We start from the raw sequence: 15,206 nt of genomic DNA on the forward strand, positions 1-15,206 counted from the left end.
GCCCCTGCCCGGGTTGTCGCGCGTCCGGCGCGAGTCCTGCGAGCGCCGGACGCGCGACGGCCCGGTGTGGGGGTTTGGGGGGACGTCCCCCCAAGCAAACACAGCCGCTTTCGCCGAGGTCGCTGCACCGACGGTATCTGTGGGGGTCTACAGCCAACCAACAACCCCAACCCCGCGCCCCGCACCCAACCAACAACCCCAGCTCCGCGCGGGGTTGCGCACAGGCCCACTAACCCCAGCCCGCGCGGGTTTCCCACACCTGCCCACCTATCTCAGCCCCGCGCCCCGCACCCGGCACCCGACCCCAACCACCACGCGAGTGCCTAACTGGCCCGGCGGGGCAAAGCCGAAGGCGAGCCCCACCGGGCCAGATCGCGAAGCGATGTGGCACTCGCCAAGGCACGGTCAGGAGGGCGAGCCGCCAGGCGAGCCCGCTGGGCCGGGACGTCAGGAAACACTCCCTAGTAAGTAAGACTCCCCTGCCGCCCGCTCATCGACCGCATGATGTGCTCCACCAGCGTGATCAGCACCTGCTTCGCCGACTCCCGGTCCCGCACGTCGCAGTTGATGACCGGGATGTCCGCCGGCAGGTCCAGCGCGTCGCGCACCTGTTCGGGTGTGTGGCGGCCGGAGCCCTCGAAGTTGTTGACGCCCACGATGAACGGCACGCCCCGCCGTTCGAAATAGTCCACCGACGGGAAGCAGTCCGCCAGTCGCCGGGTGTCCACCAGCACCACCGCGCCCAGCGCGCCCTTGGCCAGTTCGTCCCACATGAACCAGAACCGGTCCTGGCCCGGCGTGCCGAACACGAACAGCACCAGGCCGTTGGGCAGGGTGATGCGGCCGAAGTCCATCGCCACCGTGGTGGTCGTCTTCTGCGAGACCGCCGAGGTGTCATCGATCCCGATGCTCTTCTCGGTCAGGGCCTCCTCGGTCCGCAGCGGGCGGATCTCGCTGACCGCGCTGACCAGGGTGGTCTTGCCGACGCCGAAACCGCCGGCGACCAGGATCTTGACGGTCAGCGCGGACTCGCCCTGCGGGCCGGGGGCCGGGGCCGCGGCCGCCTGAGGGTCGCCCGAGGGAGGCTCAGAGCGCACGGATTCCATCGATCACTTCCTTGAGTACGCGCTCGCTGGGGAACTGGGCCACAGGCGCCGGGCGCCGGACCTCGATCCGCGAGCGGTCGAGCAGGTCGCCGAGCAGCACCCGGACGACCCCTAGGGGGAGTTCCAGTTCCGACGCTATCTCGACAACCGACAGCGGAGTGCGGCAAAGCTCCAAGATCATCTCATGTTCCGGTTCCGGCGCCCATCGTGGCGCGATCGGACCGGAGCCCGGACCGGGGGCCGGCTCGTCCTCGGCCGGCTCCCGGGTGACGATCAGCGCGACCAGGTCGAACTCGACCCCGTCGTAGTGCGTCCGGCCGCCGGTGAGCGCGTAGGGGCGCACCACCGGGCCGGCCGCGTCGTCGTACCAGGCCGCTCCCGGCGGCCCGGACCCACCGGTCGGGGTCACCTCAGACGCCGCCCGGCTCGCCGGCGGCGGTGCGCGGGTTGGCCGACAGGTGCTGGCCGACGCGGGTCACCAGCATCGCCATCTCGTAGGCGATGATGCCGAGGTCGGCGTCGGCGTCGGCGAGCACCGCCAGGCACGCGCCGCGCCCGGCGGCGGTCACGAACAGGAACGCCGACTCCATCTCCACGATGGTCTGCCGGACGGCGCCGCCGCCGAACGACTCGCCCGCGCCGCGCGCCAGGCTCTGGAAGCTGGCGGCCACGGCCGACAGGTGGTCGGACTCCTCGCGGGCGAGCCCGCTGGAGGCGGCGATCCGCAGGCCGTCGCTGGACAGCACCACCGCGTTCTGCACCTGGGCGACCCGCTGGACCAGGCTGTCGAGCAGCCAGTTCAGCTCGCCGCCGGGCGCGCCCGCCGGGGCCGTTCCGATCTGCTGGGCGTGTGTCATGGGGTGTCGTCCTCCTCGGCTCGGTGCGGCTCCTGGTCCGGTAGGTCCTGGGCCTGTTGTGCTTGGTGCCGGCCGCGCTGCCAGCCCTGTTGCATGGCGGACATCATCGTGCGCAGCGACTCGGGCGACCGTTCCCCGCCGGGCTCGGCCGGGGCGGGGGCGGGCACCGGGGCCGCCTGCGGCTCCGGTGCCGGGGTCTCGGGGACGGCGGCGTGCCGTCCCTGGCTCTCGCGTCCCGCCTGGTCGCGCAGCTGCGGCGCCAGGTTCTCCTGGCGGCGGCGGCGCGGCAGGCCGTCGACGGTCAGCGTCGGTTGCGGGACCGACGGCTCTGGGCCGGTCGGCTTGGCGCCGAACGGTTCCGGGTCTGTCGCGGGTGCCTCGTTGCCGGGCGTCGCGGCGGGCACGGCCGCCTGCGTCGCCGCCGGTTCGGCCACCAGCCGCACGACGCCCGGCTGCGCCGCCGCGTTGCCGCTCTGCGCCAGCGCCGGCATCGGGCCGGTGCTGCGGCGCAGCGCCAGGTCGCCGTCGGGGTGTTCGGTGATGAGGTCGCCGGGCAGCAGCGCGATCGCGGTCGTGCCGCCGTACGGGGACTGCCGCAGCGTCACCTTGATGTCGTGCCGCCGCGCCAGCCGCGCGACCACGAACAGGCCGAGCCGGGCGCTGTCGGACGGGTCGAACTCCGGCGGGTCGGCGAGCCGCGCGTTGGCGACCCGCACGGCCTCCTCGGTCATGCCGAGACCCCGGTCCTCGATCTCGATCGCGAAACCGTTGCCGACCGCGTGCCCGCTGACCTGCACCGGCGACTGCGGCGGGGAGAACGTCGTCGCGTTCTCCACCATCTCGGCCAGCAGGTGCATCACGTCGGCGACGGCCGTGCCCACCAGCGCGATGCGCGGCAGCGGCTGCACGCGCACGCGCGGGTAGTCCTCGACCTCGGCGACGGCGCCGCGCACCACGTCCACCAGCGGCACCGGCCGCCGCCAGCCGCGCCCGGTGCTCTTGCCCGCCAGGATGACCAGGCCCTCGGCGTGGCGGCGCATGCGGGTGGCGAGGTGGTCCAGGCGGAACAGGTCGGCCAGCTCGGCGGGGTCCTCGGTGCGGCGCTCCATGGTGTCCAGCAGGCTGAGCTGGCGGTGCAGCAGCGCCTGGTTGCGGCGGGCCAGGTTGACGAAGACCTCGCTGACGCCGCGCCGCGCCGCGATCTCGCCCGCCGCCGCCACCAGCACCGCGTCGCGGGTGGCGGTGAACGACTCGGAGATCTCCCGGATCTCGTTGATGCGGTAGACGTCGACGGGCTCGGCGGCCGCGTCCACCGGCTCGCCCGCGCGCACCTGGTCGGCCAGCACCGGCAGGCGATGCCGGGCGAAGTCGGTGACGCGCGCGGCCAGCGTGCGGCACTCGCGCAGCAGCCGCCGCGAGACGCCCGTGGCGATCAGCGCCGAGGCGACCACCGCCAGCAGGCCGAGGCCGCCCGCGATCGCCAGCCGGGTGAACACCCCGATCGCGATGTTCTCGGCGCGGTCGGTGACCTCGGCCAGCAGCGCGTTCTCGAACTCGTACAGGCGGTGGTTGGCGGTGTCGGCGGTGGCGCGCCAGATGGCGGCGTCCACCGGCGTCACCGGCACGCGGGTGGTGACGGCGTGCGTGCCGTTCCGGCCCGGCTGCCGGACGTTGCGGACGGTGTCGGTCCCCCGGACGACCTGGTCCTCCAGCCGGCGCAGCCGCTCGAACTCGGCGCTGTCGACCAGCGTCCGGTAGCGGTTCTGCGCGCCCGCCGGGAGGTTGGGCGAGGTGTCGGCGAACAGGAACCGCTGCGCGCCCGAGAGCTGGGCGAACTGGCCGCGCTCGGCGGCCGTCATGCGGCCCGCCGCCAGCGCGCCGCTGAGCAGCGCGTCCTGGCGGCTGAGGAACTCGCGGGCGCGGCCCATCGCGGTGAGGGTGCGGGCGTCGCTCGCGATCGCGCCGTCGCCGGGGGTGACCGAGCTGTAGATGGCGAAGCCCGCGTCGATCATCCCGGAGTACTCGGCGAGCGCGCGCTGGCGCTCGGCGGTGTGGTCGTCCACGGTGCGGCGCACCGACTCCAGCGCGTTCAGCCGCGCCACCAGCGCCTCGATGCGGGCGCGGACGTGCGGCAGCACCGCGCCGCGCAGGCCCGCGTCGCGGCTGCCCCGCTCGACGGCGGCGCGGGCCTCGTCGGTGCTCTGCCGCTGGGCGTTCAGCACGCCCCGGTCGGCCGACGGGTCGGCGCCCAGCCGCCACACCGACAGCCGGCGTTCCTTCTGCAGCTCCCCGATGAGCCGCTGGGTGGGCAGCACCGACTTCTGCTGGAACTCCCGGCTGTTCAGGAGCTGGGCCGCGTCGCCGTAGCTGGTGACGGTGACGAACGCCCAGAGCCCGGCCAGCGACAACAGCGGCACGAGGACCAGCAGGGTGATCCTCGCCCGGATGGACGACAGGCGCGGGGACATACGACGGAAAACCTCCCTGAACGGGGTGTGCGGAGGTCTGCCGGAGCCTACTACGTCCGACGATGACCAGGATCGTCCGGCATCAACCGTTAACTGGCGCCACCGACGGCGCGCCGGGACTCTCCGGTTCCTCTTCCGGCAGCCGCAACACGTGTTCCACCAGCGCCACCAGCACCTGCTTGCACGAGTCGCGGTCGCGCACGTCGCACAACACCACCGGCACGCCCGGATCGAGGTCCAGCGCGATCGCGATGTCGTCGGCGCGGTGGGTCTCCACGCCGTCGAAGCAGTTCACCGCCACCACGAACGGCGTGCCGCGCCGCTCGAAGTAGTCGATGGAGGGGAAGCAGTCGGGCAGCCGCCGGGTGTCGGCGAGCACCACCGCGCCCAGCGCTCCGTGCGCCAGCTCGTCCCACATGAACCAGAACCGCTCCTGGCCCGGGGTGCCGAACAGGTAGAGCACCAGCCGCTCGGTCAGCGTGATGCGGCCGAAGTCCATCGCCACGGTGGTGGTCGACTTGCGCTCCACGCCGGTCACGTCGTCCACCCGCGCGCCGCGCTCGGTGAGCGGCTCCTCGGTGCGCAGCGGCCGGATCTCGCTGATCGCGCCGACCATGGTCGTCTTGCCGACGCCGAAACCGCCCGCCACCAGGATCTTGGTGGTGACCAGCGGCGGGTCAGAGGGCGCGTAGGCCATCCAGCACCTCCCTCAGCACGCCCACGTTGGGCCGCGACCCGCTGCGCTCGATGGTCGCGACCACCGCGACCAGGCCGTCGTCGCGCAGGTCGCCGAGCAGCACCCGCACCACCCCGAGCGGCAGCGCGACGTCGGAGGCCAGGTCGGCGACCGGCACCGGCCGCGCGCAGCGCTCCAGCACCCGCCGGTGCTCGGGGCTGTAGCGGTAGCGCCCGGCCGGGGCGGCGCCGGTCGCGGCGACCACCGCGATCAGGTCGAACGTCTCGCCGCGCGGCCGGGTGCGGCCGCGCGTCAGCGTGTAGGGGCGCACCACCGGGCCGGCCTCGCGGTCCAGCCAGCGGTCCTGCGCGGGGTCGTGCGGGTCGTGCGCGGGGTCCTGCCAGGGGTTCACCGCCGCTCAGTCCCCCGCCGAGCGCGGCCGGGTCTGGAGGTGGCGGCCCACCCGCTTGACCAGCACGGCCATCTCGTAGGCGATCAGCCCGGCGTCGGCGTCGGCGGCGGTCAGCACCGCCAGGCAGGTGCCGTCGCCGGCGGCGGTGACGAACACCAGCAGCCGGTCCAGCTCGATGATGGTCTGCCGCACGCCGCCGCCGTCGAAGTGCCGGCCCGCGCCGCGCGCCAGGCTCTGCACCCCGGCCGCCAGCGCCGACAGGTGCTCGGCGTCCTCGCGGGCCAGCGCGTGCGAGGCGGCGATGGCCAGCCCGTCGCGCGACAGGATCACCGACTGCCGCACGGCCGGGACCCGTTCGCCGAAGTCGTTGAGCAGCCAGCTCAGCTCGCCCGTCGCGGTGTCGGTCATGAGTCGTTCCCCTCGCCTGTGTCGCCGGCGCCGTCGCCGCCCGGTTCCGCGCGGCCGCGCCGCCATCCCTGCTGGATGGAGCTCATCATCGTCCGGGCCTGCTCGGGCGACCGCACGACCACCCCGTGCGCGCTGTCCCCGGTCGCCGGGGGCGGCGGCCGTTCGGTGGTGCGCAGCTGCGGGGCCAGGCTCTCCTGGCGGCGGCGCCGGGGCAGGCCGGCATGGGTGTCGGCGGCGGTCGCCGGTTCGGCGGCCGCCGGTTCGGGAGCGGGGGTCCGGGCGTGGAAGGCGGGCGCCTGGACGGGCTGGTCGGGGGCGGGGGCGGGGTCGTCGTCGAACCAGGGGTTGGCGGGCGGGCGCGGCGGGGCGGGCGGCTCGGCGAACGGCTCCGCAGAGGGCGCGACGAAGGGCTCGGCGGCGGGCATGCCGTAGGGCACCGCGGAGGGCGCGGCGAAAGGCTTGGCGGCGGGCACCGCGGAGGGCGCGAACGGCTCGGCGGCGGGCGCGTCCGAGGGCACGTCGGAGGGCTCGGCGGCGGGGGCGGGTGCGGCGGCGGGAGGCGGGCCGTGGAGCTGTACGACGCGGTCGGGCAGGGACTCGAACACCGGTCCGTGGCCGTGGCCCGATCCCGGTTCGGGCTGAGGCTCGGGCACGGCGAACTCGCCGCTCTCATCGAGACCCAGTTCGTCCGGCTCGTCGTCCAGCCGCTCGGCCGGGACGACCAGCTCGTGCGGCAGCAGCACGATCGCCGACGTGCCGCCGTACGGCGAGGGCCGCAGCGACACCTTCGCGCCGTGCCGGGCCGCCAGCCGCGCCACCACGAACAGGCCGAGCTGGTCGGCGTCCACCAGGTCGAACTCCGGCGGGTCGGCCAGCCGCCGGTTGATCTGGTCCAGCATGTCGGGCCGCACGCCGAGGCCCCGGTCCTCGACCTCGATCACGAAGCCGCTGCCCACCCGCTCGGCCATCATCCGGATCTCGGTGGCGGGCGGCGAGAACGCGGCGGCGTTGTCCAGCAGCTCGGCCAGCAGGTGGATGACGTCGGTGACGGCCGCGCCGACCAGGCCGTCGGGCGAGTCGCTCAGCACCGAGACCCGCGTGTAGTCCTCGATCTCGCCGACCGCGCCGCGCAACACGTCGGCGACCGCGACGGGCCGCCGCCAGCCCCGGCCGGGCGTGGCGCCGGACAGGATGATCAGGCTCTCGGCGTGCCGCCGCATCCGGGTGGTGAGGTGGTCCAGCTTGAACAGCTCGGCGAGGTCGTCGGCCTCGGCGCGGCTCTCCAGCGTGTCCAGCATGGCGAGCTGGCGGTGCAGCAGCGACTGATTGCGGCGGGCGATGTTGAGGAAGATGCGGCGCACGCCCTCGCGCAGCTCGGCCTGCCCGACCGCCGCGCCGACGGCGGTGCGCTGCACGGCGCCGAACGCCTCGGCGACGGCGGCGACCTCGGTGGTGCGGCCGCTCACCGGCGGGGGCGACTCGGCGGCCACGTCCACCTTCTCGCCGCGCACCAGCCGCGCCACCACGCCCGGCAGCCGCTGCCCGGCCAGGTCGGCGGCCGAGCGGCGCAGCGCGGTCAGCTCGCGGACCAGGCCGCGGCCGAACCGCACCGACAACACGATCGACGCCAGCACCGCGACCAGGCCGACGCCGCCCGCCAGCACCACGCGCAGCAGCAGCCCGTCGCTGACCTCCTCCTGGCGCTGGGCCATCAGCCTGGTGCCGCGCAGGTGGCCCTCGTTCAGGCCCTCCAGCGTCGACTTGATGGACAGGCCCCAGCCCTGCGCGTCCACGGCAGTGCGCGCGTCGGCGGCGATCCCGTTCTCCAGCCGCTGGAAGGTGGTGAAGCCGAAGGAGGTGAAGTGCGGCCGCAGGACGCGCTCGTACACGTCCGGGGGGATCAGGGCGCGCTCGTCGGACCAGCGCAGCCGCTGCTGGGCGACCAACTCCACGAACAGCCGGTGCTCGGCGGCGGTGAGCCGCCCGGTCCGGGCGGCCGCGCCCGACACCAGCGCGCTCTCGCGCATGATCAGGTCCATCGCGCGGGCGCCGTGCACCACGCCGGTGCCCCACTGGAACAGGGCGCCGTCGTCGACGTCGGTCTGCTTGCCCGCGAAGTCGTAGATGGCGTCCACCGGCGCGTTGTAGGCGGTGAGCGCGCCGACCGGGTCCAGGGCGCGGCCGTCGACGCGGCCGCGCAGGTTCGGCACCTCGCCGAGCTTGCGCACCGCCTCCGACAGCAGGGTGATGCGCGCCGCCCCCCGGTCGCCCGCGGCCTCGCGCTCGGCCTCGGCCTGCCGCCGGAACAGCGCCAGCGCCTGGTCCGCGCGGGCGCGCGCGTCGCTCAGCTCCTCGCGGGGACGGTCGTTGCGGGCGGCGAGGAAGGTGACCGACGCCTGCCGCTCGGCGCCGAGCGCGAAGACGACCTCCTGGATGGCGCGGCTCATGCGGTCGATGGACTGCTCGGCGCGGCGCTGCTCCAGCACGTCGCCGAGGGTGAGGGCCGCGGCGAAGGCCCAGAGCGCGACCAGGGACGACAGCGGCACCAGGGAAAGCAGCACGATCTTGGAACGGATCGAGCGCGTGCGAGGATTCATGGCACCCCGTGACAGGTCGTCCCCCCGGACGGCGGTTCGCCGCGATCATAGAGGCTGACCGCCATCGCACCACAACTTCCCACCATTGCGCCACAAAAGTAACGGTTGTCCACCCCCGCTCCCGGGTCACATTTGGCTCCCGGGAGCAGGGAGATCTCCGGAAAGGCGGCGATCAGCGTTACCATTCCCGCCGTGAGTTCCGAAAGCCAGGCATCCGAGGCACTTCCGTCGAGGCGCCACCGCACCCCCCGCGGCGGGCGGCATCGCGGCGACGAGTCGTTCCTGCTGCCCCCCGGGTCCCCCGCCCTGGTCCTCGCCGTCCCCGGCTCCGCGCGGCACCCCGCCGCGCAGGTGGCGGCCGAGCTCGCCCGGCTGGTGGAGATCGAGCACACCGGGCAGCCGGCGCTGGTCGGGCATCTGGAGGGTCCGGAGGCCGCGCTCGGCGCGGTGCTGGCCGGGCTGCGGCAGCAGCGGCAGGACGAGCCGGCGGCCGTGGTGGTCCCGCTGGTCACCGGCCCCGACCCGGTGGTGCAGGCCGCGGTGCGGCAGGCGGTGCTGGGCGCGCCCGCGCCGGCGCTGGCCGCCGAGCCGCTCGGCCCGCACCCGTTCATCGCCGAGGCGCTGCACGACCGGCTGGCCGACGCCGGGCTGGCGCGCGCCGACCGCATCCGCATGATGACGATGGTCACCGCCGCCGGCGGCGTGGTCGTGGTCACCCCGGGCGACCACGGGGCGGTGCGGCAGGCCGAGGTCACCAGCGTGCTGCTGGCCGCGCGGCTGGCCACGCCGGTGTTCACCGCGGCGCTGGACGACGACGGCGCGATCAAGGCCGCCGCCGAGCAGCTGCGCTCGTCGGGCGCGCACTCGGTGGCGATCGCCCCGCACCTGATCGGCTCGGAGGCCGACGCGGGCCGGATCGCGGCGGTGGCCGCGATGGTCGGCGCCGGGCACGCCCGGCCGCTGGGCGCGCACCCGGCGCTGGCCCGGCTGGCGGCGCTGCGGTACGTGGAAGCGCTGGCGGGGGCGCTGTCCTCCTGACGTGCGTGAACGCCTGCGGCCCGTGGCGGGGAGCCACGGGCCGCAGGCGTCAGTTCAGCGGTTCCGGAAGTCCGGGGGCCGCTTCTCCAGGGTCGCCGCCATGCCCTCGGCCAGGTCCTGGGTGAAGAACGCCAGGGACTGGACACCGGTCTCGGCGGCGAGCTGCTGGCGCAGTCCCGGCGCGTCCAGCGACAGGTTGAGCAGCTCCTTGGTGCGGCGCAGCCCGTAGGGGGACTTGGCGAGCAGTTCCCCGGCCAGCGCGAGCGCGCCCTCCAGGTCCCGACCCTCCTCGGCCACCTCGGTGACCAGGCCGAGGTCGCGGGCGGCGGCCAGGTCCAGCCGTTGCGCCCGGTAGAAGATCTCGGCGGCCTTCGCCGGGCCGACCAGGCGCGGCAGCAGCCACGACAGGCCGCAGTCGCCCGCCGACAGGCCGAGGTCCACGAACGGCACCACGAACCGGGTGGTCGGGTCGGCCACCCGCAGGTCGCACGCCAGCGCCCAGGACACGCCCATCCCGGCCACCGGGCCGTGCAGCGCCGCGATGACCGGCTGCGGGATCTCCCGCAGCCGCGCGGTCACCTCGCCGCCGCGCGCGATGCCGCGGTAGATGCGCTGCGCGCGGCCCTCGTCGCCGCCCCCGGGGTCGCCGCCCGCAAGGTCCATCCCCGAGCAGAAGCCGCGGCCCTCGCCGGTGAGCACGACGACGCGGGTGGCGGCGTCGCGCATCAGCTCGTTGAGGACGTCGAGCATCTCCTCGGTCAGGGCGCCGGTGACGGCGTTGAGGCGCTCCGGACGGGACAGGGTGATGGTGAGCACCCCGTCCCGCCGGTCGAGCGCGAGGTCGCCCAACTCAGGAGGTGAGCTGCTGGATCAGCGGACCCATCTGCTCGCCCACGTTCTTGAAGACCGTCAGCGGGTCGGCGGAGTTGACGGCGGCCCAGTTGTCGCGCACCGACTCCACGGTGAGGGTCTCCTTCTGCCCGTAGCCGGGGCCCTCCGCCACGAAGATCTTGGCGATGCGGCCGCCGCCGACGGTGTAGACCTCGCCCGAGTCGGGGTTCTCCTCGTGCGCGAGGTAGGCCACCAGCGGGGTGACCTGGTCCACGCCCAGCTTGTCGGCGAAGTCGGCCGGCAGCAGGTCCTCGGTCATGCGGGTCCAGGCGACCGGCGCGATGGCGTTGGCCTTGATGTTGTACTTGGCGCCCTCGTGCGCGAGGGTCTTGGTGAACCCGACCAGGCCCATCTTGGCGGTGGCGTAGTTGGCCTGGCCGAAGTTGCCGAACAGCCCGGCCGGCGACGAGGTGTTGACGATGCGGCCGTAGCCCTGCTCGCGCAGGTGCGCCCAGGCGGCGCTGGAGACCAGGAACGACCCGCGCAGGTGCACCGCGATGACCGAGTCGAACTCCTCCACCGACATGTTCTTGAACGACTTGTCGCGCAGGATGCCGGCGTTGTTGATCACGATGTCGAGCTTGCCGAAGGTGTCCAGCGCCGTCTGGACGATCGCCCGCGCGCCCTCGGGGGTGGCCACGTTGTCGGGGTTGGCGACGGCCTCGCCGCCGTTCTTGACGATCTCCTCGACGACCTGCTGGGCCGGGCCCGCCGAGGCGCCGGCGCCGGTCCGGTCGCCGCCCAGGTCGTTCACCACGACCTTGGCGCCGCGGGCGGCCAGCTCCAGCGCGTGCTGGCGGCCCAGGCCGTGCCCGGCCCCGGTGACCACCGCGACCCGGCCGTCATAGCGCAGTTCCGACATCCCTGTCTCCTCCACCGTGCCTGTGGCATACCGGCCGGTATGCCAACCGACTGCGTCCCCAGGTAATCATCCAGGGGTTACCCAGTGGTACCACGTCGACCGAACGCCGCTCGGATTCGCCCCCCTCCGTTCCTGAATCTTCCATGGAAATCGCGTGTTTCGCGGTGATCGGCCGCCTCCGGCCGGTTAGTCTCCTTCACTCACCGAGCACGGACTCACCGAACACGGAGGCGGCCCATGGGCGAGCGCCCGATCCGCGTGGTGCAGTGGGCGACGGGCGCGCTGGGCCGCAGCGTCATCCGCGGCGTGCTGGACCGGCCCGACCTGGAGCTGGCCGGGGTGCGCGTGCACGCGGCGGACAAGGCGGGCGTGGACGCCGGGGTGCTGGCCGGGCGGGGCGCGGTCGGCGTCATCGCCACCGACGACCTCGGCGAGGTCCTGGACCTGGACGCCGACTGCGTCGTCTACGCGCCCGGCACCGCGGGCGACCCGTTCGCCGGGCTGGAGACGGTGACCGCGCTGCTGGCGTCGGGCAAGAACGTGGTGGCCACCAACGGCTTCGTCTACCCGTACGCGCACGGCCCCGGCCTGGTCGGCGAACTGGAGGACGCCTGCAAGCGCGGCGGCTCCTCCATCCACGGCAGCGGCATCAACCCCGGCTTCATGTCCGACGTGATGCCGCTGATGCTCTCCCGGCTGTCGCGGCAGATCACCCACGTCTACGCGCGCGACTGCTCGGACTTCTCCACCCACCCGTCCTGGGGGATGGTGCACCAGGTGGTGGGGTTCGGCCGCACCGAGGAGGCCTACCTGCACGCCCTGCGGCCCGCCCGCGCCGCGATGCGGTCGTTGTTCGGCGAGAGCCTGCACCTGGTGGCGGCCGGGCTGGGGCTGGAGCTGGAAGAGATCGACGTCGACGTGGACCACCGGCTGGCCCCGACCGACCTCGTGCTGGCCGCCGGGACCGTCCCGGCGGGCACGGTCGCGGCGGCCCGCTGGCGTTTCAGCGGCATGACCGGCGGCCGCCCGGTGCTGACCGCCGAGGTGATCCACAAGGCCGACGCGCGGCGGCTGCCGGAGTGGGGGCGGCCCGGCTACGCGGTGCGGGTGCACGGCCGCCCGTCGATCACGCTGACCACCGACGAGGACTGGGTGAGCAGCGGCGTCGCGGCCGCCGCCGCGCACGCCCTGAACGCGGTGCCGGTGGTGTGCGCGGCCGAGCCGGGCATCCGGACATTCCTGGACCTGCCGCCGGTCACCGGGCGGGTGTCGGAACGGCACCGCCCCACCGCGCGCCCGAACCCGCTGGTCTAGGCCCGCCGGGGGCCGACGAGTCGGGGACGCTACGAGCCCGCGGACCCCAGCACGTCCCCGCCCTCGACGCCGTCGGCCCGCTCCTCCGACAGCGCCTCCTCGCGCGCCTCCCGCCGGTGCTTGCGCACGCTCCACACCACCAGCCCCACGACCGCCACCACCGCGAGCGCGACCGCCAGCCCCCGGCTCGCCTGCTTGGCGACGTGCTCGAACGCCGTCCCCGCGAAGTAGCCGCCCAGCGTGAAGGTGAACACCCACACCACGCCGCCGATCACGTTGAACAGCAGGAACTGCGGATACGGCACCCGCGAGCAGCCCACCAGCGCGGGCATCAGCGCCCGCAGCAGCGCGGTGAAGCGCCCGATGAACACCGCGAACGGCCCCCGCCGCCGGATCAGGTCCTGCGCCTTGCCGACCTTCAGGTGGTGCTTGCGCATCGGCCGGGTCTCCAGGATGCGCGTCCCGTAGCGGCGGCCGATCTCGTAGCCGACCGAGTCGCCGACCACCGCCGCGACCACCGCCGTGGCCAGCAGCACCGCCAGCGACAACTTGTGCTGGCTGGCCAGCACGCCGCCGACCACGATCGCCGTCTCGCCCGGGAAGACGAACCCGAAGAACAGCGCCGCCTCGGCGAACACCAGGAAGGCGATCAGAAGGAAGATCAACGCCGGCGGCAGGCCGTCGACCAGGGCGTTGAAGTGCTCCAGCATGGGGACCCCGATATCGCTTGGACGCCGGGCGCGTCCGGCGGCCCGGCACGGCCGCTCCGCAGCGGCGGCAGGCGGTTATCTTATCCGCGGGACCGTCCTCCAGCCCCCGAGCAGAACGGTGGGTCCGCATGACCGCGCAGGAACTCGACGGCGGCCGCTTCGTCCGCCAGTCCAACCGGTTCACCGACACCATCACCGCCGACGGGAGCAGCGGGTACCGGGCCGAGCCCGGCCGCTACCGGCTGCTGGTGTCGCTCGCCTGCCCCTGGGCGCACCGCACGCTGATCGTGCGGCGGCTGCTGGGCCTGGAGGAGGTGATCAGCGTCGGCGTGGTGGACCCGTACCGCGACGAGCGCGGCTGGCGCTTCCCCGAGCCCGACCCGGTGACCGGCGCCACGTTCCTGTCGGAGCTGTACCTGGCCGCCGACGCCGGCTTCGAGGGCCGCTACACCGTGCCGTGCGTGTGGGACGGGACGACCCGGCGGCTGGTCACCAACGACTTCCCGGCGATCACCATCGCGATGGAGACGGAGTTCACCGCCTTCCACGCCCCCGGCGCGCCCGACCTCTACCCCGCCGACCTGCGCGACGGCATCGACGCGCTGAACGAGCTGGTCTACACGACCGTCAACAACGGCGTCTACAAGGCCGGTTTCGCCACCTCCCAGGACGCCTACGAGGAGGCCGTGGACGCGCTGTTCGCCACCCTGGACCAACTGGAGGAGCGGCTCACCACCAGCCGCTACCTGTTCGGCGACCGGCTGACCGAGGCCGACGTGCGCCTGTTCCCCACCCTGGCCCGCTTCGACGCGGTCTACCACGGCCACTTCAAGTGCAACCTGCGCCGCCTGGTCGACTACCCCGCCCTATGGGCCTACGCGCGCGACCTGTACTCGGTGCCCGCGTTCGGCGGGACCACCGACGTCGACCAGATCAAGCGGCACTACTACGGCACCCACCCCGCCCTCAACCCGTCCGGCATCGTCCCCAAGGGCCCGCTGGTGGACTGGGAGGCCCCGCACGGCCGGGGCTGAGCCCCGGGAGCACAGCGGCGCATGCCCGAAATGGTCCAAATGTCGTCCGACCTCGACACTATGCTGGCGATCCCCCGCACGACCGTCACCACCAGCACAGCGACCAGCAGAGAGAGGCCCCTCCTCCATGCGCAGCGCCTTCTTCGGCAACCTGGACCAGGGCCAGCCGGTCCCCGGCCACTTCACCCCGCAGAACTCCAAGATGCTCCGCATCCACCTGAACGGCGACGTCCTGGCCCGGCAGGGCTCCATGGTCGCCTTCCAGGGGCAGATGGACTTCGACTACCAGGGCTCCGGCGGCGTGGGCAAGTTCCTGAAGAAGGCCCTCACCGGCGAGGGCGTGCCGCTGATGCGCGTCACCGGGCAGGGCCTGCTCTTCGTGGCCAACGACGCCGACGACATCCACCTGTTCTACCTGGAGAACGAGGGCATCACCGTCAACGGGGCCAACATCCTGGCCTACGACTCCCACCTCCAGTCCGACATCCAGCGGGTGCAGGGCGCGGGCATCGCCGCGGGCGGCCTGTTCAACACCACCCTCCAGGGCACCGGCTGGGTCGCGCTGACCTCGCACGGCACCCCGGTGATGCTGGACGCGGGCCGCGCCCCGACCTTCGCCGACGGCCAGTCGGCGGTGGCCTGGAGCACCAGCCTCCAGGTCGGCGTGAACCGCACCTTCAAGGCCGGGGCCCTGATCGGCCGGGGCAGCGGCGAGGCCATGCAGCTCGCCTTCCAGGGCCAGGGCTTCGTGCTGGTGCAGGCCAGCGAGGGCCAGCCCGTCGTCCAGGCCACGTCCTGAGTTTTTGAAGTCCCGGCCCAGGGGCTCGCCTGGC

The 15,206-nt window shown here is 73.9% G+C and carries 15 protein-coding genes; 4 read left to right on the forward strand and 11 right to left on the reverse strand.

The window, feature by feature from the left end:
• Positions 1–461: 461 nt before the first annotated feature.
• The 8 genes from AH6_RS41255 to AH6_RS41290 form a co-directional block, all read right to left on the reverse strand.
• Positions 462–1,106, reverse strand: a complete 645-nt coding sequence (locus AH6_RS41255; protein WP_067491793.1) for a GTP-binding protein — start codon at positions 1,104–1,106, stop codon at positions 462–464.
• A complete protein-coding gene (locus tag AH6_RS41260; RefSeq protein ID WP_067491795.1) occupies positions 1,087–1,515 on the reverse strand; it encodes a DUF742 domain-containing protein in 429 nt (142 codons plus the stop codon). The genes AH6_RS41255 and AH6_RS41260 overlap by 20 nt, the downstream gene beginning before the upstream one ends.
• 1 nt (position 1,516) lies before the next feature.
• Positions 1,517–1,963, reverse strand: a complete 447-nt coding sequence (locus AH6_RS41265) for a roadblock/LC7 domain-containing protein (RefSeq protein WP_067491797.1) — start codon at positions 1,961–1,963, stop codon at positions 1,517–1,519.
• Positions 1,960–4,431, reverse strand: a complete 2,472-nt coding sequence (locus tag AH6_RS41270; RefSeq protein ID WP_067491799.1) for a sensor histidine kinase — start codon at positions 4,429–4,431, stop codon at positions 1,960–1,962. The genes AH6_RS41265 and AH6_RS41270 overlap by 4 nt, the downstream gene beginning before the upstream one ends.
• Positions 4,432–4,513: 82 nt before the next feature.
• The gene (locus AH6_RS41275) at positions 4,514–5,128 is read right to left on the reverse strand and encodes a GTP-binding protein (protein WP_067491801.1); all 615 of its coding nucleotides are present in this window, start codon (positions 5,126–5,128) and stop codon (positions 4,514–4,516) included.
• Positions 5,109–5,519: a DUF742 domain-containing protein gene (locus AH6_RS41280; protein WP_067491803.1), complete on the reverse strand. Its 411-nt coding sequence runs from the start codon at positions 5,517–5,519 to the stop codon at positions 5,109–5,111. The genes AH6_RS41275 and AH6_RS41280 overlap by 20 nt, the downstream gene beginning before the upstream one ends.
• A gap of 6 nt (positions 5,520–5,525) precedes the next feature.
• Positions 5,526–5,927 carry a roadblock/LC7 domain-containing protein gene (locus tag AH6_RS41285; protein ID WP_067491805.1) on the reverse strand — a complete coding sequence of 134 codons (402 nt, stop codon included), beginning with the start codon at positions 5,925–5,927 and terminating at the stop codon, positions 5,526–5,528.
• Positions 5,924–8,524 carry a sensor histidine kinase gene (locus tag AH6_RS41290; protein WP_067491807.1) on the reverse strand — a complete coding sequence of 867 codons (2,601 nt, stop codon included), beginning with the start codon at positions 8,522–8,524 and terminating at the stop codon, positions 5,924–5,926. The genes AH6_RS41285 and AH6_RS41290 overlap by 4 nt, the downstream gene beginning before the upstream one ends.
• A 192-nt stretch (positions 8,525–8,716) precedes the next feature.
• Between AH6_RS41290 and AH6_RS41295 the strand changes: the two genes are divergently transcribed.
• The gene (locus AH6_RS41295; protein WP_067491808.1) at positions 8,717–9,562 is read left to right on the forward strand and encodes a sirohydrochlorin chelatase; all 846 of its coding nucleotides are present in this window, start codon (positions 8,717–8,719) and stop codon (positions 9,560–9,562) included.
• A gap of 54 nt (positions 9,563–9,616) precedes the next feature.
• Here the strand turns inward: AH6_RS41295 and AH6_RS41300 are convergent, their stop codons facing one another.
• Both AH6_RS41300 and AH6_RS41305 read right to left on the reverse strand, forming a co-directional pair.
• The gene (locus tag AH6_RS41300) at positions 9,617–10,411 is read right to left on the reverse strand and encodes an enoyl-CoA hydratase/isomerase family protein (RefSeq protein ID WP_067491810.1); all 795 of its coding nucleotides are present in this window, start codon (positions 10,409–10,411) and stop codon (positions 9,617–9,619) included.
• A gap of 1 nt (position 10,412) precedes the next feature.
• Positions 10,413–11,315 (reverse strand): SDR family oxidoreductase, encoded by a 903-nt coding sequence (locus AH6_RS41305; protein ID WP_067491812.1) that lies wholly within the window; start codon positions 11,313–11,315, stop codon positions 10,413–10,415.
• A gap of 237 nt (positions 11,316–11,552) precedes the next feature.
• Here AH6_RS41305 and AH6_RS41310 point away from each other — a divergent pair, with 237 nt between their 5' ends.
• Positions 11,553–12,629, forward strand: coding sequence for an NAD(P)H-dependent amine dehydrogenase family protein (locus AH6_RS41310; RefSeq protein ID WP_067491814.1), 1,077 nt, complete (start codon positions 11,553–11,555; stop codon positions 12,627–12,629).
• A 29-nt stretch (positions 12,630–12,658) separates the two neighbouring features.
• Here the strand turns inward: AH6_RS41310 and AH6_RS41315 are convergent, their stop codons facing one another.
• Positions 12,659–13,339, reverse strand: coding sequence for a DedA family protein (locus AH6_RS41315; protein ID WP_067491816.1), 681 nt, complete (start codon positions 13,337–13,339; stop codon positions 12,659–12,661).
• A 128-nt stretch (positions 13,340–13,467) separates the two neighbouring features.
• Here AH6_RS41315 and AH6_RS41320 point away from each other — a divergent pair, with 128 nt between their 5' ends.
• Both AH6_RS41320 and AH6_RS41325 read left to right on the forward strand, forming a co-directional pair.
• Positions 13,468–14,373, forward strand: a complete 906-nt coding sequence (locus AH6_RS41320) for a glutathione S-transferase family protein (RefSeq protein ID WP_067491818.1) — start codon at positions 13,468–13,470, stop codon at positions 14,371–14,373.
• Positions 14,374–14,500: 127 nt separating this feature from the next.
• Positions 14,501–15,172: an AIM24 family protein gene (locus AH6_RS41325; protein WP_067491820.1), complete on the forward strand. Its 672-nt coding sequence runs from the start codon at positions 14,501–14,503 to the stop codon at positions 15,170–15,172.
• Positions 15,173–15,206 lie beyond the last annotated feature (34 nt).

Origin of the sequence: Actinomadura hibisca NBRC 15177, assembly GCF_001552635.1 — a bacterium.
Lineage (GTDB): Bacteria > Actinomycetota > Actinomycetes > Streptosporangiales > Streptosporangiaceae > Spirillospora > Spirillospora hibisca.